The organism is Alphaproteobacteria bacterium, assembly GCA_040220875.1.
In the GTDB taxonomy this organism is placed as follows: Bacteria; Pseudomonadota; Alphaproteobacteria; order JAVJVX01; family JAVJVX01; genus JAVJVX01.
In genome coordinates this window covers 278,913-301,296 of the sequence record JAVJVX010000003.1, presented here as the reverse complement: position 1 = coordinate 301,296, position 22,384 = coordinate 278,913, and the positions used below count along the sequence as shown (strand labels likewise).

The 22,384-nt window shown below is 64.7% G+C and carries 22 protein-coding genes and 1 riboswitch; of the genes, 11 read left to right on the top strand and 11 right to left on the bottom strand.

The features are described 5' to 3' along the window. Positions 1 to 116: 116 nt before the first annotated feature. From RLQ26_01515 to RLQ26_01505, 3 genes are read right to left on the bottom strand one after another with little or no spacing between them, the layout of a single operon-like run. Positions 117 to 1,064 (bottom strand): DMT family transporter, encoded by a 948-nt coding sequence (locus RLQ26_01515; GenBank protein ID MEQ9087403.1) that lies wholly within the window; start codon positions 1,062 to 1,064, stop codon positions 117 to 119. Between the two features lie 2 nt (positions 1,065 to 1,066). Beyond that, entirely contained in the window at positions 1,067 to 2,737 is a 1,671-nt protein-coding gene (locus RLQ26_01510) for a thiamine pyrophosphate-binding protein (protein MEQ9087402.1), read from the bottom strand. Positions 2,738 to 2,741: 4 nt separating this feature from the next. Then, positions 2,742 to 3,518 carry an enoyl-CoA hydratase-related protein gene (locus tag RLQ26_01505; protein MEQ9087401.1) on the bottom strand — a complete coding sequence of 259 codons (777 nt, stop codon included), beginning with the start codon at positions 3,516 to 3,518 and terminating at the stop codon, positions 2,742 to 2,744. 225 nt (positions 3,519 to 3,743) lie between these two features. Here RLQ26_01505 and hspQ point away from each other — a divergent pair, with 225 nt between their 5' ends. Then, positions 3,744 to 4,079 (top strand): heat shock protein HspQ, encoded by a 336-nt coding sequence (gene hspQ, locus RLQ26_01500; protein ID MEQ9087400.1) that lies wholly within the window; start codon positions 3,744 to 3,746, stop codon positions 4,077 to 4,079. Between the two features lie 8 nt (positions 4,080 to 4,087). Then, on the top strand, positions 4,088 to 4,750 hold the full coding sequence (locus RLQ26_01495; protein MEQ9087399.1) for an orotate phosphoribosyltransferase: 663 nt from the start codon (positions 4,088 to 4,090) through the stop codon (positions 4,748 to 4,750). Between the two features lie 4 nt (positions 4,751 to 4,754). Here the strand turns inward: RLQ26_01495 and RLQ26_01490 are convergent, their stop codons facing one another. The 3 genes from RLQ26_01490 to thiO are packed head-to-tail and all read right to left on the bottom strand — an operon-like array spanning position 4,755 to position 6,963. Further along, positions 4,755 to 5,573 (bottom strand): thiazole synthase, encoded by an 819-nt coding sequence (locus tag RLQ26_01490; protein ID MEQ9087398.1) that lies wholly within the window; start codon positions 5,571 to 5,573, stop codon positions 4,755 to 4,757. Between the two features lie 31 nt (positions 5,574 to 5,604). Further along, complete coding sequence (thiS, locus tag RLQ26_01485; GenBank protein ID MEQ9087397.1) at positions 5,605 to 5,841, bottom strand: sulfur carrier protein ThiS; 237 nt, start codon at positions 5,839 to 5,841, stop codon at positions 5,605 to 5,607. A gap of 12 nt (positions 5,842 to 5,853) precedes the next feature. Then, the gene (gene thiO, locus RLQ26_01480; protein ID MEQ9087396.1) at positions 5,854 to 6,963 is read right to left on the bottom strand and encodes a glycine oxidase ThiO; all 1,110 of its coding nucleotides are present in this window, start codon (positions 6,961 to 6,963) and stop codon (positions 5,854 to 5,856) included. Positions 6,964 to 7,032: 69 nt separating this feature from the next. Then, positions 7,033 to 7,132, bottom strand: a riboswitch (TPP riboswitch). A 65-nt stretch (positions 7,133 to 7,197) separates the two neighbouring features. On the opposite strand from thiO, the gene RLQ26_01475 reads away from it, so the two are divergent. The 5 genes from RLQ26_01475 (at position 7,198) to RLQ26_01455 (ending at position 14,001) form a co-directional block, all read left to right on the top strand. Next, on the top strand, positions 7,198 to 8,937 hold the full coding sequence (locus RLQ26_01475; GenBank protein ID MEQ9087395.1) for a peptide ABC transporter substrate-binding protein: 1,740 nt from the start codon (positions 7,198 to 7,200) through the stop codon (positions 8,935 to 8,937). Position 8,938: 1 nt separating this feature from the next. Continuing rightward, positions 8,939 to 10,567, top strand: coding sequence for an ABC transporter ATP-binding protein (locus RLQ26_01470; protein ID MEQ9087394.1), 1,629 nt, complete (start codon positions 8,939 to 8,941; stop codon positions 10,565 to 10,567). Continuing rightward, entirely contained in the window at positions 10,564 to 11,535 is a 972-nt protein-coding gene (locus RLQ26_01465) for an ABC transporter permease (protein MEQ9087393.1), read from the top strand. The genes RLQ26_01470 and RLQ26_01465 overlap by 4 nt, the downstream gene beginning before the upstream one ends. Continuing rightward, a complete protein-coding gene (locus tag RLQ26_01460; GenBank protein MEQ9087392.1) occupies positions 11,532 to 12,515 on the top strand; it encodes an ABC transporter permease in 984 nt (327 codons plus the stop codon). Before RLQ26_01465 ends, RLQ26_01460 begins: the two co-directional genes overlap by 4 nt. 64 nt (positions 12,516 to 12,579) lie before the next feature. Continuing rightward, positions 12,580 to 14,001: a mannose-1-phosphate guanylyltransferase/mannose-6-phosphate isomerase gene (locus RLQ26_01455; GenBank protein MEQ9087391.1), complete on the top strand. Its 1,422-nt coding sequence runs from the start codon at positions 12,580 to 12,582 to the stop codon at positions 13,999 to 14,001. A 47-nt stretch (positions 14,002 to 14,048) separates the two neighbouring features. Here the strand turns inward: RLQ26_01455 and RLQ26_01450 are convergent, their stop codons facing one another. Then, on the bottom strand, positions 14,049 to 14,222 hold the full coding sequence (locus RLQ26_01450; protein ID MEQ9087390.1) for a hypothetical protein: 174 nt from the start codon (positions 14,220 to 14,222) through the stop codon (positions 14,049 to 14,051). A 243-nt stretch (positions 14,223 to 14,465) separates the two neighbouring features. Between RLQ26_01450 and RLQ26_01445 the strand changes: the two genes are divergently transcribed. The 3 genes from RLQ26_01445 to RLQ26_01435 all read left to right on the top strand — a co-directional run bounded on the left by RLQ26_01445 (position 14,466) and on the right by RLQ26_01435 (position 17,846). Next, on the top strand, positions 14,466 to 15,827 hold the full coding sequence (locus RLQ26_01445; protein ID MEQ9087389.1) for an aspartate aminotransferase family protein: 1,362 nt from the start codon (positions 14,466 to 14,468) through the stop codon (positions 15,825 to 15,827). A gap of 246 nt (positions 15,828 to 16,073) precedes the next feature. Then, entirely contained in the window at positions 16,074 to 17,285 is a 1,212-nt protein-coding gene (gene hemA / locus RLQ26_01440; GenBank protein ID MEQ9087388.1) for a 5-aminolevulinate synthase, read from the top strand. A gap of 21 nt (positions 17,286 to 17,306) precedes the next feature. Further along, the gene (locus RLQ26_01435) at positions 17,307 to 17,846 is read left to right on the top strand and encodes a hypothetical protein (protein MEQ9087387.1); all 540 of its coding nucleotides are present in this window, start codon (positions 17,307 to 17,309) and stop codon (positions 17,844 to 17,846) included. Between the two features lie 16 nt (positions 17,847 to 17,862). Here RLQ26_01435 and RLQ26_01430 read toward each other — a convergent pair whose 3' ends face one another. From RLQ26_01430 to pdxH, 3 genes are read right to left on the bottom strand one after another with little or no spacing between them, the layout of a single operon-like run. Next, positions 17,863 to 18,639, bottom strand: coding sequence for an SDR family oxidoreductase (locus tag RLQ26_01430; GenBank protein MEQ9087386.1), 777 nt, complete (start codon positions 18,637 to 18,639; stop codon positions 17,863 to 17,865). A gap of 18 nt (positions 18,640 to 18,657) precedes the next feature. Then, a complete protein-coding gene (locus RLQ26_01425; protein MEQ9087385.1) occupies positions 18,658 to 19,602 on the bottom strand; it encodes a cation diffusion facilitator family transporter in 945 nt (314 codons plus the stop codon). Beyond that, positions 19,599 to 20,231 (bottom strand): pyridoxamine 5'-phosphate oxidase, encoded by a 633-nt coding sequence (pdxH, locus tag RLQ26_01420; protein MEQ9087384.1) that lies wholly within the window; start codon positions 20,229 to 20,231, stop codon positions 19,599 to 19,601. The genes RLQ26_01425 and pdxH overlap by 4 nt, the downstream gene beginning before the upstream one ends. Positions 20,232 to 20,513: 282 nt before the next feature. Between pdxH and RLQ26_01415 the strand changes: the two genes are divergently transcribed. Beyond that, positions 20,514 to 20,996 (top strand): RT0821/Lpp0805 family surface protein, encoded by a 483-nt coding sequence (locus tag RLQ26_01415; GenBank protein ID MEQ9087383.1) that lies wholly within the window; start codon positions 20,514 to 20,516, stop codon positions 20,994 to 20,996. A 57-nt stretch (positions 20,997 to 21,053) separates the two neighbouring features. Here the strand turns inward: RLQ26_01415 and RLQ26_01410 are convergent, their stop codons facing one another. Continuing rightward, positions 21,054 to 22,361, bottom strand: coding sequence for a YihY family inner membrane protein (locus RLQ26_01410; GenBank protein ID MEQ9087382.1), 1,308 nt, complete (start codon positions 22,359 to 22,361; stop codon positions 21,054 to 21,056). Positions 22,362 to 22,384: the final 23 nt, after the last annotated feature.

The window sequence follows — 22,384 nt, the reverse complement described above, 5'->3', positions numbered from 1 at the left end:
GCCTGTTCGAGTGTCCCGTCAAATGTTCTGGTTTTGTTCTAGTCAGCACGCCGACCGGAGTCAAGCCGGAATCTGCACCGCCCGCCCGCCGCCCGCCGGCGCGCGTCAGCCGCCCGTCAGCTCTGGCGCGGGACGGTCGTGGCAGACGGCCGGGAACCTGTCCGGCGGGTGACGAAAAGGATTCCGGCGACGATCAGGGCAAAGCCGGCGAGCAGCGAGGGGGCCAGGGTCTCGCCCAGCAACAGGGCCGATCCCAGCATGCCCACCGCCGGCACGCCCATGAAGACCAGCGAGGAGGTCACCGCCGGCAGCGCCCGCGTCACGGTGACCGCAACCCAGAAGCAGAATGCGGTCGCAACGGGGCCGTTATAGAGGAGGATCACCACCAGTTCGGCCGACCAATCGATGGCCAGCGCCATCTCCCCTTCCAGCCCGCGGGCGAGCGGGATCAGTACGAGACTGGCCAACACCATCTGCCAGAACATCATCTGGAGGGGTGAACTGTCCCAGCGATGACCGCGCACATGCAGGATCGCCAGCGCCCAGGAGAACGCCCCGACAAGGATCAAACCGTTACCAAGCGCGAACCTCTCATCCGTCCAGTCGAAGCCGAGAGGGTTGAACAGCGTGGCCAGGCCCAGAAGCCCCAGGGCAAGTCCCGCGAGGGCCCACCGGTCGAGCTTTTCGCCGAGAAAGAGGAGCGCCCCCGGCGCGACCCAGAGCGGTGTCGTATAGGCCAGTACGGCGGCGCGAGCCGCGCCCACGAGATCAAGCCCGAGATTGACCAGCCCCACATAGCCCGCCAGTTGAAACAGGCCGACACTCGCGACCACCGCCAGGTCACGCCGGGTCGGCCAGACCAGCCGGCGCGTGACCAGAAGCAGCACCAGGATGCTGAGCGCCCCCAGCCCGAAGCGAAGGCCGGCGAACCAGAGCGGGGTGATGGACTGAAGCCCGATCTTCATGATCGGCCAGTTCATGCCCCAGATCAGGATCATCGCGACGAAAAGCGCGATCAGAACCGCCCTGCTGTGGGGCGCCGGCACAACTTCGGATCGGGACATGATCAATCCGACGCGGCCTGAAGGCCGGAGATGGTGAAGTTTGGCGTCAGGATATCGGGATCGGTGACGATTTCGATCAGCGCTGCCTTGCCGCTTTTCCGCGCGGCCCTGAAGGCGGGGCCGAAATCCCCTGTCCGCTCGACACGCACGCCGAAGGCGCCGAGACTTTCGGCCAGCGCCTTGAAATCAGGATTGACGAGATCGGTGGCGATGGGACGGCGGGGAAAGGCGCGTTCCTGATGCAATCGGATGGTGCCGTACATATTGTTGTTGATGACGAGGAAAATCGGTCTCGCACCATATTGCACCGCAGTCGCCAGTTCCATCCCGTTCATCAGCATGCCGCCATCGCCGATCACGCCGATCACCAGACTGTCGGGCCGGGTCAGTGCCGCCGAGACGGCGGCCGGCCCGCCGTAGCCCATGGCGCCATTGACCGGCGCCAGCAGCCTGCCCGGTCGTTTATACGTGAGATAACGCTGTGGCCATGCAGTGAAGTTCCCCGCATCCAGCGCGATGATCGCGTCCTCGGGCAGACTTTCTTCGAGCTCTTCCATGATCCGGCCAAGATCGGCGAAGTCGTCGCGCGCCGCCGGGGCCGGCCTGAGGCTTTCGAGATATTCGGCCCGTGCCTCTTCGCGCTGCGCGGCCCAGCCCGCACCCGGCGTGATATCGAGCGCCGCGAGCGCGGCCACGAATGGTTCGATGTCGCATTCGACGGCGAGGGTGGGTGTGAAGACACGGCCGAGTTCCGCGCGGCTCGGATAGACGTGAATGAGAGCTCGCGCCCGCGCGTCGTCCAGAAGGCGAAACCCCTGTGTGGTCGGCTCGTCGAGCCGCGCCCCGATCACCAGCAGCACGTCGGCCCCGCCGACGCGGCGAAAAAGTCGGGGGTCGGCATTGAGGCCCAGATAACCGGCATAGGCCGGATGGTCGTTGTCCAGAACGTCCTGCCGGCGAAAGGAACAGCAGGCAGCAAGTCCGCTTGTATCGAGGAAACGCACGAGATCGGCCCGCGCCGGATCGGTCCAGACGCTACCGCCGATCATGACCATGGGGCGCCTTGCGCGCGCAAGCGCATCCCGGATTGCGGCCAGCGCGTCCGGCGCGGGGGCGCGGGGCGGCTCGGGCACAGCCGGGACGAGGTCATCCGCCTGCGCCTCTTCGCGCAGCACGTCTTCCGGCAGGGCAATCACCACCGGACCCGGCCGACCCGTCGTCGCAAGGCGAAAGCCGCGGCGGACGGCCTCCGCAATATCCGACGCATCGTCCACCTGTTCCACATGCTTGGCGATCGGGCCGAAGAAGGCCGCATAGTCGACCTCCTGAAACGCTTCGAAGCCCAGATGGCGGCGCGGCACCTGTCCTACGAACAGGATCATTGGGGTCGAGTCCTGACGCGCCACATGAACGGCAATGGCCGCGTTCGTCGCCCCTGGGCCACGGGTGACGAAACAGAGCCCTGGCCGGCCGGTCAGCTTGCCATAGGCTTCCGCCATATAGGCCGCGCCGCCATCATGGCGGCATACATGGAGCGTCAGCCGGTCCCGGCAGTCATAAAGCGCGTCGAGAACGGCGAGATAGCTCTCGCCCGGCACGCAGAAGGCCCGATTTGCGCCATGGCGAAGCAGGGCTTCCACCAGAATCTCTCCCCCTCGGCGCAACGTGGTCAACTTTCTATTCACCCTTGAAATCGGGTTTGGTCTTGGCCACGAACGCGGAGATGCCAGTGCGGTAATCAGCCGTATCACACAGCACATAGCCGAGCTTTTCGTCCTCCCGGCCGAGGGGGGTGTGATCGCGCAACCGCCGGAGCAGCTTTTTGTGCATGCGATTGACGAGTGGCGCGCCCTCGAGAATGCGCGCGACCGTGGCGCCTGTCTCGGCCTCGAGCGCGTCATCGTCCACCACACGATTGACAATTCCCAGGCGCAGCGCGTCGTCGGCATCCAGAATCCGGCCTTCGATCAGAATTTCGCTGGCGCCGGTCGGGCCGACGAGATCGACGAGGGCACGCATTTCCGCCACCGGCATGGTGGAACCGAGCCGGCTGATCCGGGCGCCAAAACGCGCCCCCGCCCCCGCGAGGCGCAAATCGCACCGCGCCGCGATGGCCAGTGCGCTGCCCATGCAAGGACCGTGGATCATGGCCACCGCCGGATGGGGACATGCCTCGATCGCCTCGATCGCGGCCGTAAGCGGCTTGTTATAGGCGCGCGCCTCCTCGGCATTGCGGCGGATCTCGGGAAATTCCGTAATATCGGCGCCGGCAGCGAAGGCTTTTCGACCCTGGCCGCGAAACACGATGCAGCGGCAGCTATCGTCGGCGTTGATCTCCGCCACGACGCGGCCCAGTTCACCCCACATGGCCTGGCTGAGGGCGTTCATGCGATCCGGACGGTTGAGGACGACTGTCCGGATCGGGCCGTCACGTTCCACCAGAACATCGGACACGGTTTGCCTCTCCCTTCGGTTGACCGGGCCGCCGGCCCTCCATGACCGGACCCACAATCCGACCCATGATCGGCGCGGCGGCGCCCTGTCGCGGCCCGGGCCCGGACGCGACCGAGTATTGGATTGATTTATCGCAATAAAACGCCCTTGAAGCCAGCCGCCAATTCGTGATGATGGGGGCGTTTCCAAGAGCGGGCGTTATCACCTGCCACCAACGGAGTAATCATGTCGGACTTCCCCTTCAATCCCGTCACGAAAGCCAGGTTCCACGTGGGGCAGATCGTCCATCACGCGCTGTTCGGATATCGCGGCGTGGTGTTCGATGTGGATGCCTTTTTTTCGGGCACCGACGAATGGTACGACGAAATGGCTAAATCCCGCCCCCCCAGGGACGAACCCTGGTACCACGTCATGGTACATGACGAAGGCCACACCACCTACGTGGCCGAACGCAATCTCGAGGCCGACACCTCGGGAGAGGAGATATTTCACCCGGCCCTCGACGACGAGTTCGCGGCTTATGAAAACGGGCAGTACACCCCGCTTTTCAAGCCCAACTAAGCCGGACCATGGGCACCGTTGCAGATGACCGCGGCGCACGAACGGCGCGCATCCTCCTCGACATCAAGGCCGTCAACTTCAAGCCTGACGACCCGTTTACCCTGACCTCGGGCCGTCTCAGCCCGACCTATATCGATTGCCGCAAGATCATCTCCTATCCGGCGGCGCGGCGCGATGTAACGGCGATGGCGGCGGCGCTGGTCCGGGAGAAAATCGGCGCCACCAATCTTGACGTGATCGCCGGCGGCGAGACAGCGGGCATTCCCTTCGCCGCCTGGATCGCCGATGCGCTCGACCTGCCGATGGTCTATGTGCGCAAGAAGCCGAAGGGGTTTGGCCGAATGGCCCAGATCGAGGGTGATCTGGCGGAAGGCGCACGGGTGCTGCTGGTAGAGGATCTCGCAACCGACGGCGGCAGCAAGATCCATTTCGTCAAGGCGCTCCGCGCCGCCGGCGCGGCGGTAACGCACACGTTCGTGGTTTTCCATTACGGCGTCTTTCCCGAAAGCATCGGCGGACTGAGGGAGATCGGCGTCGATCTTCTGGCGCTGGCGACATGGCGGGATGTCATCGCCGAAGCCCGCAGGGGCGGTGACTTCCCCGAGACGGATCTCGCCAAGGTGGAGGAATTTCTGGCCGACCCGGTGGGCTGGCAGGACGCCCGGCAGTGACGGCCTAGGCGGTTTCTCCGTCAAGGGGAGCGATAAGTCCGGCGTCGCTGGTGGAAGCGCTCGCGTAGCGGCGCCGGGGCATGCGGCCTGCCTCGTAGGCAAGCCGGCCCGCTTCCACCCCCGCCTTCATGGCAGCCGCCATGCGTACCGGATCACGGGCGAGCGCGACGGCGGAATTGAGCAGCACCCCGTCGCAGCCGAGTTCCATGGCGAGGGCCGCGTCCGAAGCCGTCCCCACCCCGGCATCGACAATCACCGGCACGCGTACCTGCTCGCGGATAATCCGGATATTGTAGGGATTGCGCAGCCCCATCCCCGACCCGATGGGCGCGCCCAGCGGCATGACCGCGGCGCAGCCGATATCCTCGAGCTTGCGGGCTGTCACGGGATCGTCGTTGCAATAAGGCAGAACGATAAACCCGTCATTCACGAGTTCCTCCGCTGCGGTCAGCAGGTGCTCGACATCCGGAAAGAGCGTCTCGTCGTCGCCGATCACCTCAAGCTTGATCCAGTCGGTGCCGAGCGCCTCGCGCGCGAGCTTGGCGGTCAGCACGGCATCCTTCGCCGTGTAACAGCCGGCGGTATTCGGCAAAAGATGGAACCGCTCGCCCAGCAGGTCGAAAAACCCCTCGCCATCGCCGGCCACACCCACCCGGCGCATGGCGACGGTCACGACCTCGGCGCCGCTGGCATCAATCGCATCCAACATCACCTGCATGTTGGGATAGCGCGCCGTGCCGATAAAGAGGCGCGACGAAAAGCGCTTGCCCGCGATAACGAGGCCATCGGTCGGACGAGTCTCGGCGGAAGTGGAAGTGGACATGGTCAGCCGTTTCGCAATTCAGGTCAGTTTCTCAACCGCCCGCCAGCGGCTGGACGATTTCGACACGGTCGCCCGCTTCGATTCGCGCGCCGTCCCAGTCCGAGCGGGTGACGAGGGTCCCGTTGACAGCCACGGCGAGCCCCCGCCGGTCGGCCGCGATTCCAAGTTGATGGAGCAGCGCGCCGACGGTACCACCGTGAAACGCCACTGCGTCACCATTGACCAGCAATGTCGCATCCGTGGGCAGGGGAGATGTGTTTTCTTTCATGGCGATTGACCCTCAGGCGGCAAAACGATCGATCGTGAACGGCTGGATTTCGGGCAGAAGCTCTCCCGTCAGGACGAAATGGGCGATGCCCTGGGCGGTGATCGGCGCCAGCAGGATGCCGTTGCGGTGATGGCCCGTCGCGTAGACGAGCCCCGGCAGCGGACCCGGCCCCAGCACCGGCGCATCGTCGCGGCTCGTCGGCCTGAGCCCCGCCCAGCTTTCGGCGAGCGGCAGGTCGTGGATCCCTGGCAGGGTTTCCCAGCCGGCGCGCAGCAGATCGAGCATGCCACCCGCGGTCAGGGTAGTACTAAAATCGAGTTCTTCAACCGTGGCGCCGATCAGGAGGCGCCCATCATCGCGGGGAACCAGATATACGTCGGGCCCCCAGACGATGTGCGAGATCAGGGGCCGGTCGGGCGCGCCCTCCAGCGCCAGCATCTGGCCCTTGACCGGCCTGACAGGCGGGCGGGCATTCTCGGGCAGGCCCGGCAGCTTGCGCGACCAGGCACCGGCGGCGAGGATGACCTGATCGACCATGACGGCCTCACCCGCGACGCGCACGCCCGACGCGCGGCCATTCTCGACCAGGATCTCGTCCACCGCCGCATTCTCGCGCAACCGGCCTCCGGCCTGCCGGAACACCTTTTCCAGCGCTTCCATGACCCGCCGGTTATCGACCTGATGATCGCGCTCGCTGAGCATGGCGGCCTGCACCCGGCGCGACAGGTGCGGCTCGAGCTCACGCGCCTCGCGGCCTGATAGCCAGGCAACCGGAAGCCCCAGGCCGCGCTGATAATCGTAAGTGAATTTGAGCCGCTCGTGGTCATCCCGGTCGAGCGCCACGACCAGGATTCCGTCTTCCCGGTACCCGACCCCCTCGCCCGTCGCAGCCGTCAGCTCGCGCGCGAAGCCGGGCCACATCTCCTGGCCGAGACGCAGCAACGGCAGGAGGCGCTCTTCGCCCGGCTCCGCCTCGGCATTCGCCGCCAGCATGCCGGCGGCCGCCCAGCTCGCGGCGCGGCCCGCCTTGTCGCGCTCGAACACAGTGACGTCCCGGCCCGCCTGCGCGAGGCGCCAGCCGATCGAAAGTCCGCATATGCCACCACCGATGATGGCGATCATGTCATCGTCCCTGACGTCAGTGTCGCTGGGGTGGTCCGGGGCGGGAAAACGGCACCTGGCAAGCCGGTCGGCATGCGGCGCGCGGCTCCCTCCGCCGGTATCACCCGGATCAGGTTCATGGGTCTGCTCTCAGTCCCGGGCACGGCCCGGGACACCCCAGCCTTACGCGCCCCTAGACTGCGCCCGGACGACGGCCGGGTCAACTCGGGCGAAAGATGGGCTAAGCTGGCAGCCATGATCCGCTCCTGCTCCCCTCTCCCGGGCCTCGTCGCGACCGGTCGCCGGCCACGATGGGCCTTCCCCGTCATCCTTAGCCTTTTCCTGATTGCGGGCGGCCCCGCCGGCGCGCGCGACCTGCCCCCGCCGGCGCGGGAAGAGATCGTGATGGGCATTACCCAGTTCCCCCATACCTTTCATCCCAACATCAATTCCATGCTGGCGAAGTCCTACCTGCTGGGCTTCGTCATGCGCCCGATCACGGTGCACGGGCTGGACTGGCAGATCCGCTGCATGATGTGCACCGAACTGCCCAGTTTCGATAACGGCCTGGCACAACGGACCACACGGAAAGACGGCAGCACGGGCATGAAAATCACCTATCGCCTCGCGGATTGGGCCGTGTGGGGCGATGGCAGGCCGGTGACGACGAAGGATGTCCTGTTCACATGGCGCGCCGGCAGTCATCCGGAAAGCGGCGTCTCGAATTTCGAGCTCTACAAGCGGATCACCGATATCGAGGTGGTGGACGACAAGACCTTCACCATGCATATCGACCGGGTGTCCTTCGATTACGCGGCGATCAACGACTTCATGCTGCTGCCCGCCCATCTCGAGAAACCGGCTTTCGAGAAACCGGCCGAATACCGGAACCGCACGCTCTACGACACGGACATCACCAATCCGGGCCTGTTCAACGGCCCCTATGTCATCACCGACGTTCAGCCGGGCGCCCAGATCGTGATGGAGCGCAACCCCCACTGGCGGAAAACGCCGGGCCCCTTCGGGCGCATCGTGGTGCGGGTCATCGAGAACACGGCCGCGCTCGAGGCCAATCTGCGTTCGGGCGCGGTGGATTATATACCGGGCGAGCTTGGCCTCTCGATCGATCAGGCGCTCGCGTTCGAGAAACGGTTCGGCGCCGATTTCAATATCGTCTACAAGCCCGGGCTGATCTACGAGCATATCGATCTCAATCTCGACACCCCGATCCTGGCCGATCGTCGCGTGCGCCGCGCCCTGCTGCACGGGATCGATCGGGTCGCCATCAGCGAGCAGCTCTTCGGCGGGCACCAGCCGGTCGCCCACAGTTTCGTCAACCCGTCGGACTGGATCTATACCGAGGACGTGCGCCGTTACCGGTTCGACCCGGCCCGCGCCCGCGCCCTTCTGGAAGAGGCCGGCTGGCGTGTCGGTCCCGAAGGTATCCGCCACAACGCGCGAGGCGAGAAACTCGGCCTGGAACTGATGACCGGAACCGGGTCGCGGATTCGCGAACTCGTACAACAGGTCCTGCAAAGCCAGTGGCGGGATATCGGTGTTGAGACGCGCATTCGCAATCTGCCGCCCCGTGTCATGTTCGGTGAAATCACCAATCAGCGGAAATTCACCGGGGGCGTCATGTTCGCCTGGTTTACGGCGCCCGAGAACGTGCCGCGGACGATCCTCCACTCGGAAATGATCCCGAGCGAGGAGAACGGCTGGGGGGGACAGAATTTCACCGGCTTTAGCCACCCGGAGATGGACCGGCTGATCGACGAGACGGAAACCGAGCTCGACCCTGCCAGGCGAAAGGAAAACTGGGTACGCATGCAACAGATCTATGCCGAGGAGCTCCCCGTGCTGCCACTTTATTACCGGGCAAATGTCTTTATCTTTCCCAAATGGCTCGGGAACGTGCAGCCGACGGGGCACCAGTATTCCACCTCGCTCTGGGTCGAGACCTGGCGCGTGCTGTCGCCGGGGGGCACTGACTGACGTGCCGGCCATTCTGCCCGCGGATATCCAGGCACCCCTTCTCGAGGTCGAGAAGCTGCGCGTGACGTTTCCGACCGAGCAGGGCTTTTCGACAGTCGTGCGCGATCTCGATTTTCGCCTCGAGGCCGGCCGAACCCTCGGCCTTGTCGGCGAAAGCGGCAGCGGCAAGTCGGTCACGGCGCTCGCCCTGATGGGATTGGTGCCGCCTCCGGGGCACGCGACGCACGGCCGCATCCGGCTTGGCGGCGTGGACCTGCTGGGGGCGCCCGAAAAAGCGCTTCAGAAGATTCGAGGCCAACGGATGGCCATGATCTTCCAGGAGCCCATGACCTCCCTGAACCCGGTGATGACGGTGGGCGAGCAGATTGCGGAGGTTTTCCGGCTGCACCGCAAACTCGACAAGGCCAACAGCCGCGCAGCGGCCATCAACGCAATGAGTCGCGTCGGCATCGAGGCCGCGTACCAGCGATGCGGTGACTTTCCACATCATTTCTCGGGCGGGCAGCGCCAGCGGCTGATGATCGCGATGGCCGTAGCGGCGCGGCCCGATCTCCTCATCGCGGACGAGCCCACCACTGCGCTCGACGTGACGGTGCAGGCCCAGATCCTTGCCCTGCTGAAGGAGCTTCAAGCCGAAACCGGCATGGCGATGATCTTCATCAGTCACGATCTCGCGGTCGTGGCGGAGGTGGCCGACGAGATTCTGGTCATGCGTGACGGCGCCAGGGTGGAACATGGCCCGGCGCAACACGTCCTGCGCGAGCCCGAGGCCGACTACACGAAGACCCTTCTGGCCTCCCGTCCCCGGATCGGAAGCCATGGCGAAAAGAGCCGCCAGGCGGCGACGCCCCCGCTGCTGATCATAGAGGATGTCATTTTTCGCTATCGCGGCACCCGCAACCCGGCTGTGGACCTGACGGATACCGGACCGCTCACCGTGGCGGCAGGTGAGACGCTCGCGCTGGTGGGCGAAAGCGGCTCGGGCAAGACGACGCTGGCACGGCTCGCAGCCGGGCTATACCGGCCCGATTCGGGGGACATATCGTTTGCCGGCACGCCCGTCGGCCAGAACCGCGAGGCGGCGCGGCGATACGGGCGTGAGGTGCAGATGGTGTTTCAGGACCCGTACGGCTCGCTCGACCCGCGTATGAATATCGGCGCGCTCGTGGCGGAGCCGCTCGATATTCACCGGATCGGCTCACGCCAAACTCGGCGCGCGCGGGTCGCGGAGGTCCTCGCCCAGGTGGGGCTGACGCCCGAGATGACCGATCGTTTTCCGCACGAGTTTTCGGGTGGCCAGCGCCAGCGGATCGCCATCGCCCGGGCACTGGCGATCGGCCCCAGGCTTGTCATTTGCGACGAGGCGGTCTCGGCGCTCGACGTGACAGTGCAGGCGCAAATCCTGTCGCTCCTGATCCGGCTCCGGGAGACCTACGGCCTCGCCTATCTCTTCATCACCCATGACCTGGCCGTGGTCGACCGCATCGCGCACCGGGTCGCGGTCATGAAGGACGGCCGGATCGTGGAGCAGGCACCAAAAGACACGCTCTTCAGCAGCCCGGCGCACGCCTACACGCGCCGCCTTCTGAGTGCGGTGCCACGCCTTGCCATCGCGGAGGACCCGGCATGACGGGCTACGCGCTCCGCCGGTTCGTCGAGATGGCAATCGTGCTCGTCCTCATGTCCTGGGCGATCTACACGCTGATTGGCCTGATGCCGGGTGACCCCATTGACGTGATGATCAATTCCGATCCCAACCTGACTTCGGCCGATGCTGCGCGCCTGCGAGCGCTTTACGGGCTCGATCAGCCGCTCTGGCAACGCTATCTGAACTGGGCCACGGCGGCGCTCTCGGGCGACCTCGGCTATTCGCGCCTGCAGGCCTTGCCGGTGCTCGAGGTGCTGCCGCCCTATTTGTGGGCCAGCCTCAAGCTGATGGGGCTGAGTTTCGCGTTCTCTGTCGCTATGGCCATTCCCCTTGGCGTGTGGGCCGCGACCCGGCCGTATTCCAAACTGGACTACGCGATCAACCTGTTCTGTTTCGCCGGCATTTCCGTCCCCGCCTTCTGGCTGGCCTTGCTGATGATCATCTGTTTCTCGGTCTGGCTTGGCGTATTGCCGGCGGGCGGGACCCCGCCACCGGGCAGCCCGGGCTTATGGTCCGAAGTCAGGTACCTCGTCCTGCCGGTGGCGACGCTGACTCTTGCGCATGTCGGAAGTTACACGCGGTTCGTGCGTGCCAGCATGATGGAGGTGCTGCGCCAGGACTTCATTCGTGCCGCGCGAGCGAAGGGGGTCCCGGCGCGGCGTGTGATTTGGGTGCACGCGCTCCGCAATGCCATGATTCCGGTAGTTACCGTCATCGCGCTGAGTTTCGGCACACTGTTTTCGGGGGCGCTCATCACCGAGACGATCTTTGCCTATCCCGGCATGGGCAAGCTGATTTTCGATTCGATCCTCGGCAATGATTACAACCTCGCACTGACAGCACTTCTCTTCGCCACATTTCTCACCCTTGCCGCCAATTTTATCGCCGATCTGGTCTATGCCTGGCTGGATCCACGCATATCCCTGACCGGCCCCGGAGGCCAGCCGTGAGCGCGCGCGAAACCAGCCCTGGTCTGACAGGCGCCGGGCTGTCCGGTCGCGCCATTTTCTGGATGCGTTTCCGCCGCCACAAACTGGCGCTTGCGAGCCTGGCCGTTCTCGTCGTCCTCAGCGCCCTGGCCGCCCTGGCGCCGGTCCTCGAAGTGCTGATGGGGCTCGATGTGGCGCGCGTCGACCTCTACGCCCGGCTCGAGGGACCGTCCCTGGCGCACCCCCTCGGCACGGACGAGCTGGGCCGAGACGTATTCGTCCGGCTTCTGTATGGCGGCCAGATTTCGCTCGTCGTCGGGCTCGTCGCCGCGCTTGCCGCCGCCGTTCTCGGGACAGTCATCGGCCTCTGGGCCGGGTATTACGGGGGGCGCGTGGACGCCTTCCTGATGCGCCTCACCGATGGCGTCATCGCCCTGCCGCTCCTGCCGCTCCTCATCGTGCTGGCCGCGATCGACCTGACCAAGCTGGGGCTCACCGAAGAGTTTGCCCAGTCGCCCGCGGCGGGAATCTATCGCCTGGTCGTGATTATTTCGCTCGTGGGCTGGACCACGGTGGCCCGGCTGGTGCGGGCCGCGGCACTCAGCCTGCGTGAACGCGAGTTCGTTCTCGCCGCCCGTATCCAGGGGGCCTCCGATTTACGGCTCATGTTTCGCCACATCCTGCCCAATGTGGCCTCGCCGATCATCGTGGCCACCACCCTCTCCATCGGTAACGTGATCCTGTTCGAATCGATCCTCAGCTTCCTCGGCCTGGGCATCCAGCCGCCGCTGGCGAGCTGGGGCAACATGCTCACCAGCGCCCAGGACCTGATCTGGAGCGCGCCGCCCCTTGCCGTTTATCCCGGCCTCTTTATCTTTGTGACCGTGATCGCTTTCAATTTCCTGGGCGACGGGTTACAGGATGCCCTGGATCCGCGTTCCGGTATCGGGGGGCGCTTCGTGAAAAGCGGGGCCGGGCGGCACTTTCTGCGCCGACGTTAGCAGACCCGCCGGAAAGTCCGGGCCCGGCCGCCGCCCGCAACAAGAACAAGAGGGGGAAAAGATCGTGGCGCCGATTATTCCGGTAATCCTGTCGGGAGGATCGGGCAGCCGGCTCTGGCCATTGTCGCGCGCCCATTACCCCAAGCAGCTTCTGCCCCTCGTCTCCGACCGGAGCCTGTTGCAGGACACCGGCCTCAGGGTGTCGGACGCCCGGCTTTTCTCCCGCCCGCTTGTCATCTGCAATGACGAGCATCGTTTCATCGTGGCCGAGCAACTGCGTCAGGTGGACATCACACCCGAGGCGATCATCCTTGAGCCCGTCGGCCGCAACACTGCGCCCGCGATCGCCGTTGCCGCGCTTTTCGCGCGTGAAACGGCGGATGACGCGATGCTCCTTGTCCTGCCCTCGGACCATATCATCCGCCAGGAGGAGGCCTTTCTCGGGGCTATCGAAACGGCGGCGCGCGCGGCCGAAACCGGCGCGCTGGTTACGTTTGGCATCGCGCCCGACAGGGCGGAAACAGGATATGGCTATATTCGGGCGGGCGAGGAACTGGCGGCGGCACCGGGCTGCCGGCGTGTGGCGGTATTTCGCGAGAAGCCCGACCAGGCCACGGCCGAGTCCTATCTCGCCGAGGGCGACTGGAGCTGGAACAGCGGCATGTTCCTCTTTGACGCCGGACGTTACCTCGAGGAGCTTGAGCGGTTCGAGCCCGCAATCCTTGCCGGTGCACAGGACGCGTTCGCGGCGCGGCGCCAGGATCTCGACTTCCTCCGCCTGGACGAAGACGCATTCAGCCGGATTCCGGGCCTTGCCATCGATCACGCGGTGATGGAACGCACCGACCGGGCGGCTGTCCTGCCGGTGGAGCTGGGGTGGAGCGATGTCGGATCCTGGACCGCGCTCGCCGAGATCGCGGAAACGGACAGCGCCGGCAACACGGTGCTCGGCGATGTGCAATTGAGGGATGTGCACGACAGCTATGTCCGCTCGGACAAGCGGCTGGTGGCGGCGCTGGGCGTCCGTGATCTTGTTATCGTCTCTACCGATGATGTCACGCTGGTCGCCCACAAGGATCATGCCCAGGATGTCAAACAACTGGTCGAGGACCTCCGCAGGTCAGGCCGGCCGGAGGCCTCCTTCCATACGCGGGTTTACCGACCCTGGGGGTACTATCAGGGGATCGACGACGGGCCCCGTTTTCAGGTCAAACAGATCATGGTCAAGCCCGGCGCCAAGCTCAGCCTGCAGCGCCACATGCACCGCGCCGAGCATTGGGTGGTAGTGGCAGGCACGGCCTATGTCACCAATGGCGAGAAAGAATTCGAAGTGTTCGAGAATCAATCGACCTTCATCCCGATCGGCACCGTCCATCGGCTCGAAAACCGGGGCAAGGTGCCGCTGAAGCTGATCGAGGTCCAATCGGGCGGCTATCTCGGGGAGGACGATATCGAGCGTCTCGATGACACCTATGGCCGGGACTGACGCCAGCGGGCCGGATGAGCCCGGACGCGCCACAAAGACAGCGCTGCCTAGTCGCGCGGCGGTCCCTTTGCGTCGTGGGCCGGTGAGCCGGCGCAGCGGTCTTGCGGTTGCGGGGCCGCTTTCGCGACGGCCGCCGACTCGGCGCCGAGTTGGGGCAGGATCCGGCGCCGGTATTCGGCGTCGTGCATGGCCCGTTCGATATCGATCTCGGATTCTGTCATCGCCCTGTCCCGTGCCCTCGCCGACCATTCGCAAGCGTGTCTGGCAGGAGACTAATCCTACGGACGAATATGGCTCAAACAAGGCCGGGGCCTGCCGTGGCGGCCAGATTCTTGTGGAAAAAACGGGGGAAAACCTGTGTCCAATTTGGGGGAGTTGACACTTGATGTCAGCGCTGGCGCAGGCCTCCGCCCCGGCCTAACGTCTCGAGGGATTTTGATAAAGTTGAGCAACCAAGGTGCACCATGACCCAACCCGGAAATTCTCTCGCCAGCCGCGATCTGCGCAACCTGCTGCATCCGCAGACGAACCTGAAAATGCACCTCGAAAAAGGGCCGTTCATCGTTGTCCGAGGCAACGGGGTCGAGGTTTTCGACGAAGACGGCAAGGCCTATATCGAAGGGCTTGCCGGATTGTGGTGCACGTCACTCGGCTTTAACGAACCCCGGCTGGTGGCCGCCGCCACGCGCCAGCTCGAGACCCTGCCCTACTACCATAATTTCGGCAGCAAGGCGCATGATGTCGGGATCGAGCTGGCCGAAAAGCTCATCGACTATATCCCGGCCGACATGTCGAAGGTCTTTTTCGCCAATTCGGGATCCGAGGCCGTGGACACGGCGATCAAGCTCGCCTGGTACTACAACAACGGCCGGGGCCACCCGGAAAAAAAGAAGATCATTTCGCGCCAGCGGGCCTATCACGGGGTCACCGTGGCCAGTTCCAGCCTGACGGCGCTGGCGCCCATACAGCGCGATTTCGACGTGCCCATCGCCAACATCCTGCATACCGACTGCCCGCACCATTACCGTTTCGCCGAGACAGGCGAGGACGAGGAGGCCTTCGCGACGCGGCTGGCGGAAAACCTGGACAAGCTGATCGAGGCCGAGGGCCCCGAGACCGTCGCGGCCTTTTTTGCCGAGCCGGTCATGGGGGCGGGCGGCGTGATCGTCCCACCCAGAACCTATTTCGACAAAGTGCAGAAAGTGTTGCGCAAGCACGATGTGCTTTTCGTCTGCGACGAGGTGATCTGCGGCTTTGGCCGGACAGGCAACAAGTTCGGCTTCGAGACTTACGATATTCGCCCCGACATGATCACCATGGCCAAGGCGTTGTCGTCCGGCTACGCGCCGATCTCGGCCCTCGCCATTACCGAGGACATTTTCGATATCCTGGTCGAGCAAAGCGGGAAAATCGGCGTGTTTGGTCATGGCTTCACCTATTCCGCCCACCCGCTTTCCGCCGCAGTGGCACTGGAAACCCTGAAAATTTACGAGGAGCGGGACACCCTGTCCCATGTGCGCGACATCATCCCGCATTTCCAGGCCCGCTTGCGGGCCCTCGGCGATCATCCGCTCGTGGGCGAGGCGCGCGGGGTCGGGCTGATCGGCGCGGTGGAGCTGGTGGCCGACAAGGCCGGCAAGACACCCTTTGATCCCAAGGCGTTGACGGGCCTCCAGGCGGCAGCGGCCGCACAGGCGCGCGGGGTCATCGTTCGGGCCATTGGCGACGTTCTGGCCATCTGTCCGCCACTCATCATCGAGCCGGGACAAATTGACGCGCTTTTCGACCGGCTCACGCAAGGTCTCGACGATATGGGCGCAAAATAGGCAAAAAAGCCGGCCCAACGCGGCAAAATCGGGGCGCAGCGGGACACAACCTGGCCGAATTAAGCAAATCTTTGCCCTGTTGCGTCAAAACATTGGAACCGGGGCGCCTTGGCCTTATAAGTTAGGCTCTAGGCCAATCGGGAAACCGTCCATGGATCGGGCCATGGATTTCCGCCGGGTTTCGGGGCTGGGGCAGCCTGGAATCACGGCCGCGGGCACGAAACGGACGGGTCGGACGAATCGATGATGGATTATGAGGCGTTTTTCGCCGAAAAGATCGACGCACTGAAGCGCGAGGGCCGTTACCGCGTCTTTGCCGATATCGAACGCCAGGCCGGCCACTTCCCGAAGGCTGTCAATCACCACCGTGACGCGACCCGCCCGATCCGGGTGTGGTGCTCCAACGACTATCTCGGCATGGGCCAGCATCCGGTCGTGCTGACGGCGATGAAGGAAGCCATCGACCGCGCCGGCGCCGGCGCCGGCGGCACGCGCAATATCGCCGGCACCAACCATTACCATGTGCTGCTCGAGGAGGAGTTGTCCTCGCTGCACAACAAGGAAGCCGCGCTCCTGTTCAATTCCGGCTACATGGCGAACGAAGCGACATTGAGCACGCTGGGCGGCCTGCTGCCCGACTGCATCCTTTTTTCAGACGAGTGCAACCACGCCTCCATGATCCACGGCGTGCGCTATAGCCGGGCCGAAAAAAGGGTCTTTCGCCACAACGACGTAACGCATCTGCGCGAGTTGCTGGCGACGGCGGATCCGGACCGTCCCAAGATCATCGCTTTCGAATCTGTCTATTCGATGGATGGCGACATCGCCCCGATCGGCGACCTCATCGAGTTGGCAAAGACCTATAACGCGCTGACCTATCTGGACGAAGTGCACGCGGTCGGGCTTTACGGGCCCCAGGGTGGTGGCATTGCCGAGCGCGACGGCCTGGCGGACGAGATCGACATCATTCAGGGGACGCTGGCCAAGGCCTTCGGGGTGATCGGCGGCTATATCGCGGCCTCCGCCAGCCTGGTGGATTTTGTGCGAAGCTATGCGTCAGGCTTCATCTTCACCACAGCCCTGCCGCCCGGCATCGCGGCCGGCGCGCTCGCCGCCGTTCGCCATCTCAAGGCTCACGATGAATTGCGCCAGCACCATCAGGAGCGGGCGCAGATGCTGAAGGACCGGCTGGCGGGCGCCGGAATTCCGGTGCTGCCGTCGGCCAGCCATATCGTGCCGGTGATGGTGTGTGACGCGCGGCTCTGCAAGCAGGCCAGCGACGAGTTGCTGTCCGATCATGGCATCTATGTGCAACCAATCAATTATCCGACGGTGCCACGCGGCACCGAGCGGCTTCGGTTTACGCCGAGCCCGCTTCACACCGACGACATGATGGACGAGCTGGTGGACGCGCTGCAGCACGTCTGGACACGGCTCAGGATCGAAAAAGCGGCGTAGCCACTCGGGAGCAAACAGACAATGCTTCGTGACAATACGCTCATACCGACGGAAGCCATCCGGCTGGCAGCGCTTGGCATGCTGACGCAGGGGCCCCGCAGCTACGCCGAGCTCGCGGCCGAAGTGCGCTATTTCATCAGCCGCGTAATGGGGCCATCGCTCGAACTGCTGGGCACGTCCATCGAGCTTCTCAAATACGAGGGTTTCGTCGCGGCCAGGGACGAGTCGGCAGATGCGCCGCTGGAGCTCACGGCCGACGGGCGGGTCGAGCTGATACGCCTGCTCGGGTCGAACGTGCGCCCGCTCGCTAACGACCTCAACAAGCTCGTCATGGGACTCAAGATCAGATTCCTTCACCTGCTGCCGGACGGAGAGCAGGCGGCACAGTTCGATCTGATGGCAGAGGCTTACGAGGGCGAGGTCGCCCGACTGTCCGATCTGCGCGCTTGCGATGCCGGCGACGGCGGCCATCTGGGTGCCTGGCTGGATCACGAAATCGCCTTCGCCGAAGCACGACTGGCCTGGCTTTGCGAAGCCGCCCGGCGCAAGGGCGGGCAGTAGCGCGCCGGGACATCCCTCAGTACAGGTGCTGGCCGCCGGTGACAAAAATCTCCGAACCCGTGACATAGCCGGCATCGGCCGAACACAGATAATAGACCGTCCCTGCCACGTCTTCCGGCGTCCCCAGCCGATGCATCGGAATTCGCGGGATCAGGACCTCCGTTTCGGGCGACAGCATCTCCGTTTCGATTTCGCCCGGCGCCACCGCGTTGACCCGCACGCCCAGCTCCGCCATCTCGACCGCGAGTTCGCGCGTAAGCGCGGACAAGGCAGCCTTGGATACGCTGTAAGCCGATCCCGCGAACGGGTGGATCGCATGTCCCGCGATCGAGGTGATATTGACGATCACACCCTTGCCCTCCCTAAGCGGCTTGGCCAGGCGCCGCGCCAGAATGAGAGGCGTGAAGAAATTCAGCTCGAACACTCGCCGCCATTCCGCAATATCACCGTTCAGGCAACCGAGCCTTTCCTGATACGGGGTCTTGGGCGAGACGGCGGCATTATTGACCAGCGCATGCAGCGGCGCGCCGGCCAGGTGCTCGCCCACCTCCGCGAGAAAAGTCTCGATCCCCGCCTCTTCGGAAAGATCGGCCGAGATATGATGCGCCCAGTTCGGGTCCATCTTGCATTCGGGTGGAACCGCGTCACGACTGCAGGTGATGATACGCCAGCCCTGACGGCTGAACCGCTTGACCGTGGCATGGCCGATACCGCGGCTGGCGCCCGTGAGCACGATGGTCTGAACGCCGGGCGCGTTCCGGGCCGGCGCCGGCTGATCGGGGGATGTGGTCATGGGTCCTCCTCGGCCGGTCTAGCGCCGGCGGTCGCGCAGAAAGGACTGATGCGGCTCGAATATACCTGCCGGATCCTCGTGAATGATGACTTCGGCGTTGGGGAACTCGCGCAAGATCTCTCGCTCCACCCGATCGGCGATGTCATGTGCCCTGATCAGGCGCAGGTCGGGCGGCATTTCCAGATGAAACTGAATAAACACGTCGGGGCCGGCGGCGCGGGTTCGCAGGTCGTGCAGAGCCATTACTTCGGGATGGGACATGGCGATGGCGCGTATTTTATCGCGATCCGCCTCGTCGAGCTCACGATCGAGGAGCATCTGGAAGGCGCGCACCGCGATCCGCCACGCATTGTAGAGAATGTAGCCGGCAATCCCGAGTCCGAAAATCGGATCGGCCATATGCCAGCCCAGCTGGGTGGTCAGCAGAATGGCGATGATGACCGCCGAATTGGCCAGCAAGTCCCCTGTGTAGTGGAGAGAATCGGCGCTGATCGCGAGCGATTTTGTCCGGCGGACCACGTGGCGCTGAAACCATACCAGCGCAACCGTTGCCACGATTGAAAACAACATGACGGCGATCCCGAAGCCGCCGGCCCGTATCGGTTCAGGCTCCACCAGGCGTTCGATCGCTTCCGAGAAAAGAAGCAAGGCGGAGCCGCTGATAAAGGCCGCCTGAAACAGACCGGCCATCGGCTCAAGCTTGCCGCGGCCGAAACGGTAGGCGGCGGTGGCCGGCCGCAGCGCCTCACGCACGGCAATCAGGTTCACGGCCGAAGCCACCGCGTCGAGCAGACTGTCGATGAAGGACGACAGCAGGCTGACCGACCCGGTCAGGAACCAGGCGACCGCCTTGACCGCGGCCAGGAGCAGCGCGACGCCGACCGCCAGATAGGTGGCCCGGCGCAACAGCCGCTCGCCGGCGCGGGGATCGCCTGGCCCGGCATCGTCGGCCAGATCGGTCATGGATAAAGCCGCTCGCTGAGCCAGCCGCCCACCGGGGTCGCGCCGGCCGGATCGGGATCGCCCTCGGCCGTATAGAGGACGCGATCATGAAGGCGGGATGGGCCTTCCACCCAGAACTCCACTCTTTCCGGCCGAATGCGATAGCCCCACCAGTAAGGTGGCCGGGGCACCCGGTCCGATTGCGTTTCAGCTTTGAATCTGTCTCTGACGTCCGCCATGCGCGCATCGAGTGCGGCACGGCTCTCCAGTATGCGGGACTGGTCCGATGCCCAGGCACCCAGCTGCGAGTCGGGATGACGGCTTTGGAAATAAGCGTCCGCCTCGCGGTCGCTGACCACTTCAACCGTGCCCTCGATGCGGATCTGGCGCTTCAGCGCTTTCCAGTAAAAGCACAGGGAAGCCCGCGGGCGCGCCGCCAGCTCGCGCCCCTTGCGGCTTTCGCTGTTGGTGTAAAAGACGAAGCCGCGCTCATCGAGGCCTTTGAGCAGCACCATCCGCACCGACGGGTTGCCCGCCTGATCGGCCGTGGCCAGGGCCGCCGCATCGTAATTATAGGGCTCGGCCGTCCTGGCCTCAGCGAGCCAGGCCTTGCTGAGTTCAACGGGATTAGCGTCCATGGGAATAGACATGATATTCCGGTGACTACCTCGAAATTGACACGAGCCTACCTTGATTTGGTCAAATTTGCCGCTGACCCTGATTGTCAGGAGAATTCGGGGCGGCCCCCCATAATCCGGCTGACCTGTCTTTCGCCTCTTTTTCTACCCGATAGACGGAAGAGGAGACCAGAGCCGTTATTAAGCCCTGAGCAGATTCCTTCAGGCACGCAAAGCGCCGCCGCCACGCCCGGCCGCCCACCGCCTCGCGTTCGCGGTATCCCCAGGATCCCACATCGAAGAGGAACAAAAGCCATGAACCGCCTTTCCAAAATCGCCACGATCGGCGTCGTTCTCGTCTCCCTCACGGCCCTTGGCGCCTGCCAGCGCGGCTCGGAAAAACAAACCCTCGGCACGGTCCTCGGCGGCGCTGCCGGCGGGTGGGCCGGCTCCCAGATCGGGGGCGGCAGCGGCAAGATCGCGGCCGCCGCCGCGGGCACACTGCTGGGCGCCCTGATCGGCAGCGAAATCGGCAAGACCATGGACGAGGTTGACCGCCAGAAAGCGGCGCGAGCGACTCAGACGGCCCTCGAGACCAACCGGACCGGCGCGTCGAGCACCTGGTCGAACCCCGACACGGGTCATTCCGGATCGGTCACGCCGACCGAAACCTATCGGACCGACGACGGCCGTTATTGCCGCGAATTTCAGCAGACCGTTACGATTGGCGGCGAAACCCAGAATGCGTATGGCACTGCCTGCCGGCAGCCCGACGGGAGCTGGGAGATCGTCAGCTGACCCCCACTCTCATTTGAGAGGTTGGCAAAACATGGGCGGCGGCCCTGAACCCGGCCGTTACTGGGCCGCCTCTTCCCCGGCCGTCCGGTCCTTCGCCTGCCGATCGAGGAGTTCGGCCACGCTCATGCCCAGGGTTTCCTGCTGTGAGCGCCGCGCCTGATCGAGGACCGGATGCAGGGTCTGGCGCCAGGCGTCGAGCTCGGCCTGGCGAGACTGGAAGGGGTGGAAACTGTCCTCGGGGATGCCCATGCCGAGTGCGACGCAAAGATCGTTCAACGTGACGTCGCCCAGGTCGCGGGCCAGCATCCAGGCGCCCGCCGAAAAGCCGCGCGCCCAGTCGATTTCCTGCAGGGTCTCAAGCGTCCGTTCCGCCACCCCCCGCTTGAGGCCGGAGGCCGCCGCCACACCCGGCACCCGGATCTGCCGGCCGGCCCGGTGCGCCTGACGCAAGGCTCCCAGCACGGCGAGAGTCCGCTCGAGCCTGTCGGCATAACGCCCCGAGATATCGCGGCCGGCATATTTCTCGATCCGCCATTCCGGCACCGAGGCGGTGACCACGGCACCAAGCAACACCACCGCCCAGGACAGATACATCCAGATCAGGAACAGGGGCAGGGTCGCCAGCGCGCCGTACACGGTTTCGTAAGAGGCGCCGCGGACATACTGGCCGAACCCGAACTTGAGAAGCTGGAAAAATACTGCCGCCACCACCGCGCCCGAGACCGCGTGCAGCGCAGTCACACGCCGATTGGGGAGCAGAATGAAAATGACGCTGAAGGCGGCTATCTGAAGAGCGAGCGGGATAAGCTGGCGCAATACACCCTGTGGCCCGAGGCCCGCCGCCGTGGCGACCTGGTCCGCGCCCAGGACACTGGCCGCTTCCTGCAACTGGCCATTCAGTGACAGGCTGGCTCCGATCAGAAGCGGCGCCAGAGTCAGGATTGCCCAGAAAGTGGTGAGCCGGAACAGGATCCCCCGGGGGCGCTTGACCCGCCAAATTCGATTGAAGGCGTTCTCGATCGTTACGAACAACAAGAGGGCCGTGACGCCCAAAGCAGCGATGCCGACCCCGGTCAGCTTGCGGGTGTTGTCGATGAAAGCGGCAACGTGGGAATCGATATTGGCCCCCGCATGGGGAACCAGAACGCCCAGGATCTCGGTGCGGACCTGCGCCTCGACCTCCTCGAAGACGGGAAAGGCCGAAAAGATGGCGAACGCAATTGTCAGGAGCGGCACCAGGGCAAGCAGCGACGTGTAGCTGAGAGAGGCGGCGACGCGCAGGCAGTCATCCTGCCCGAACCGCCGCAGGACGAAGGCGGGGAAGGACAGCCCGTCCCTCAGGCGCTCTTTCCACCGCTCATGCATCGGCTTGTCTCCCCTGGCCAGGC

What these genes read in the sequence shown, in the direction of transcription:
- RLQ26_01490 (MEQ9087398.1), bottom strand. Translation starts at nt 5,573, where the DNA reads ATGTCCACTTCCACTTCCGCCGAGACTCGTCCGACCGATGGCCTCGTT.
- RLQ26_01435 (MEQ9087387.1), top strand. Translation starts at nt 17,307, where the DNA reads ATGCTTCGTGACAATACGCTCATACCGACGGAAGCCATCCGGCTGGCA.
- RLQ26_01430 (MEQ9087386.1), bottom strand. Translation starts at nt 18,639, where the DNA reads ATGACCACATCCCCCGATCAGCCGGCGCCGGCCCGGAACGCGCCCGGC.
- RLQ26_01495 (MEQ9087399.1), top strand. Translation starts at nt 4,088, where the DNA reads ATGGGCACCGTTGCAGATGACCGCGGCGCACGAACGGCGCGCATCCTC.
- RLQ26_01410 (MEQ9087382.1), bottom strand. Translation starts at nt 22,361, where the DNA reads ATGCATGAGCGGTGGAAAGAGCGCCTGAGGGACGGGCTGTCCTTCCCC.
- thiO (MEQ9087396.1), bottom strand. Translation starts at nt 6,963, where the DNA reads ATGATCGCCATCATCGGTGGTGGCATATGCGGACTTTCGATCGGCTGG.
- RLQ26_01445 (MEQ9087389.1), top strand. Translation starts at nt 14,466, where the DNA reads ATGACCCAACCCGGAAATTCTCTCGCCAGCCGCGATCTGCGCAACCTG.
- hspQ (MEQ9087400.1), top strand. Translation starts at nt 3,744, where the DNA reads ATGTCGGACTTCCCCTTCAATCCCGTCACGAAAGCCAGGTTCCACGTG.
- RLQ26_01465 (MEQ9087393.1), top strand. Translation starts at nt 10,564, where the DNA reads ATGACGGGCTACGCGCTCCGCCGGTTCGTCGAGATGGCAATCGTGCTC.
- RLQ26_01425 (MEQ9087385.1), bottom strand. Translation starts at nt 19,602, where the DNA reads ATGACCGATCTGGCCGACGATGCCGGGCCAGGCGATCCCCGCGCCGGC.
- RLQ26_01450 (MEQ9087390.1), bottom strand. Translation starts at nt 14,222, where the DNA reads ATGACAGAATCCGAGATCGATATCGAACGGGCCATGCACGACGCCGAA.
- RLQ26_01415 (MEQ9087383.1), top strand. Translation starts at nt 20,514, where the DNA reads ATGAACCGCCTTTCCAAAATCGCCACGATCGGCGTCGTTCTCGTCTCC.
- hemA (MEQ9087388.1), top strand. Translation starts at nt 16,074, where the DNA reads ATGGATTATGAGGCGTTTTTCGCCGAAAAGATCGACGCACTGAAGCGC.
- RLQ26_01515 (MEQ9087403.1), bottom strand. Translation starts at nt 1,064, where the DNA reads ATGTCCCGATCCGAAGTTGTGCCGGCGCCCCACAGCAGGGCGGTTCTG.
- RLQ26_01475 (MEQ9087395.1), top strand. Translation starts at nt 7,198, where the DNA reads ATGATCCGCTCCTGCTCCCCTCTCCCGGGCCTCGTCGCGACCGGTCGC.
- pdxH (MEQ9087384.1), bottom strand. Translation starts at nt 20,231, where the DNA reads ATGTCTATTCCCATGGACGCTAATCCCGTTGAACTCAGCAAGGCCTGG.
- thiS (MEQ9087397.1), bottom strand. Translation starts at nt 5,841, where the DNA reads ATGAAAGAAAACACATCTCCCCTGCCCACGGATGCGACATTGCTGGTC.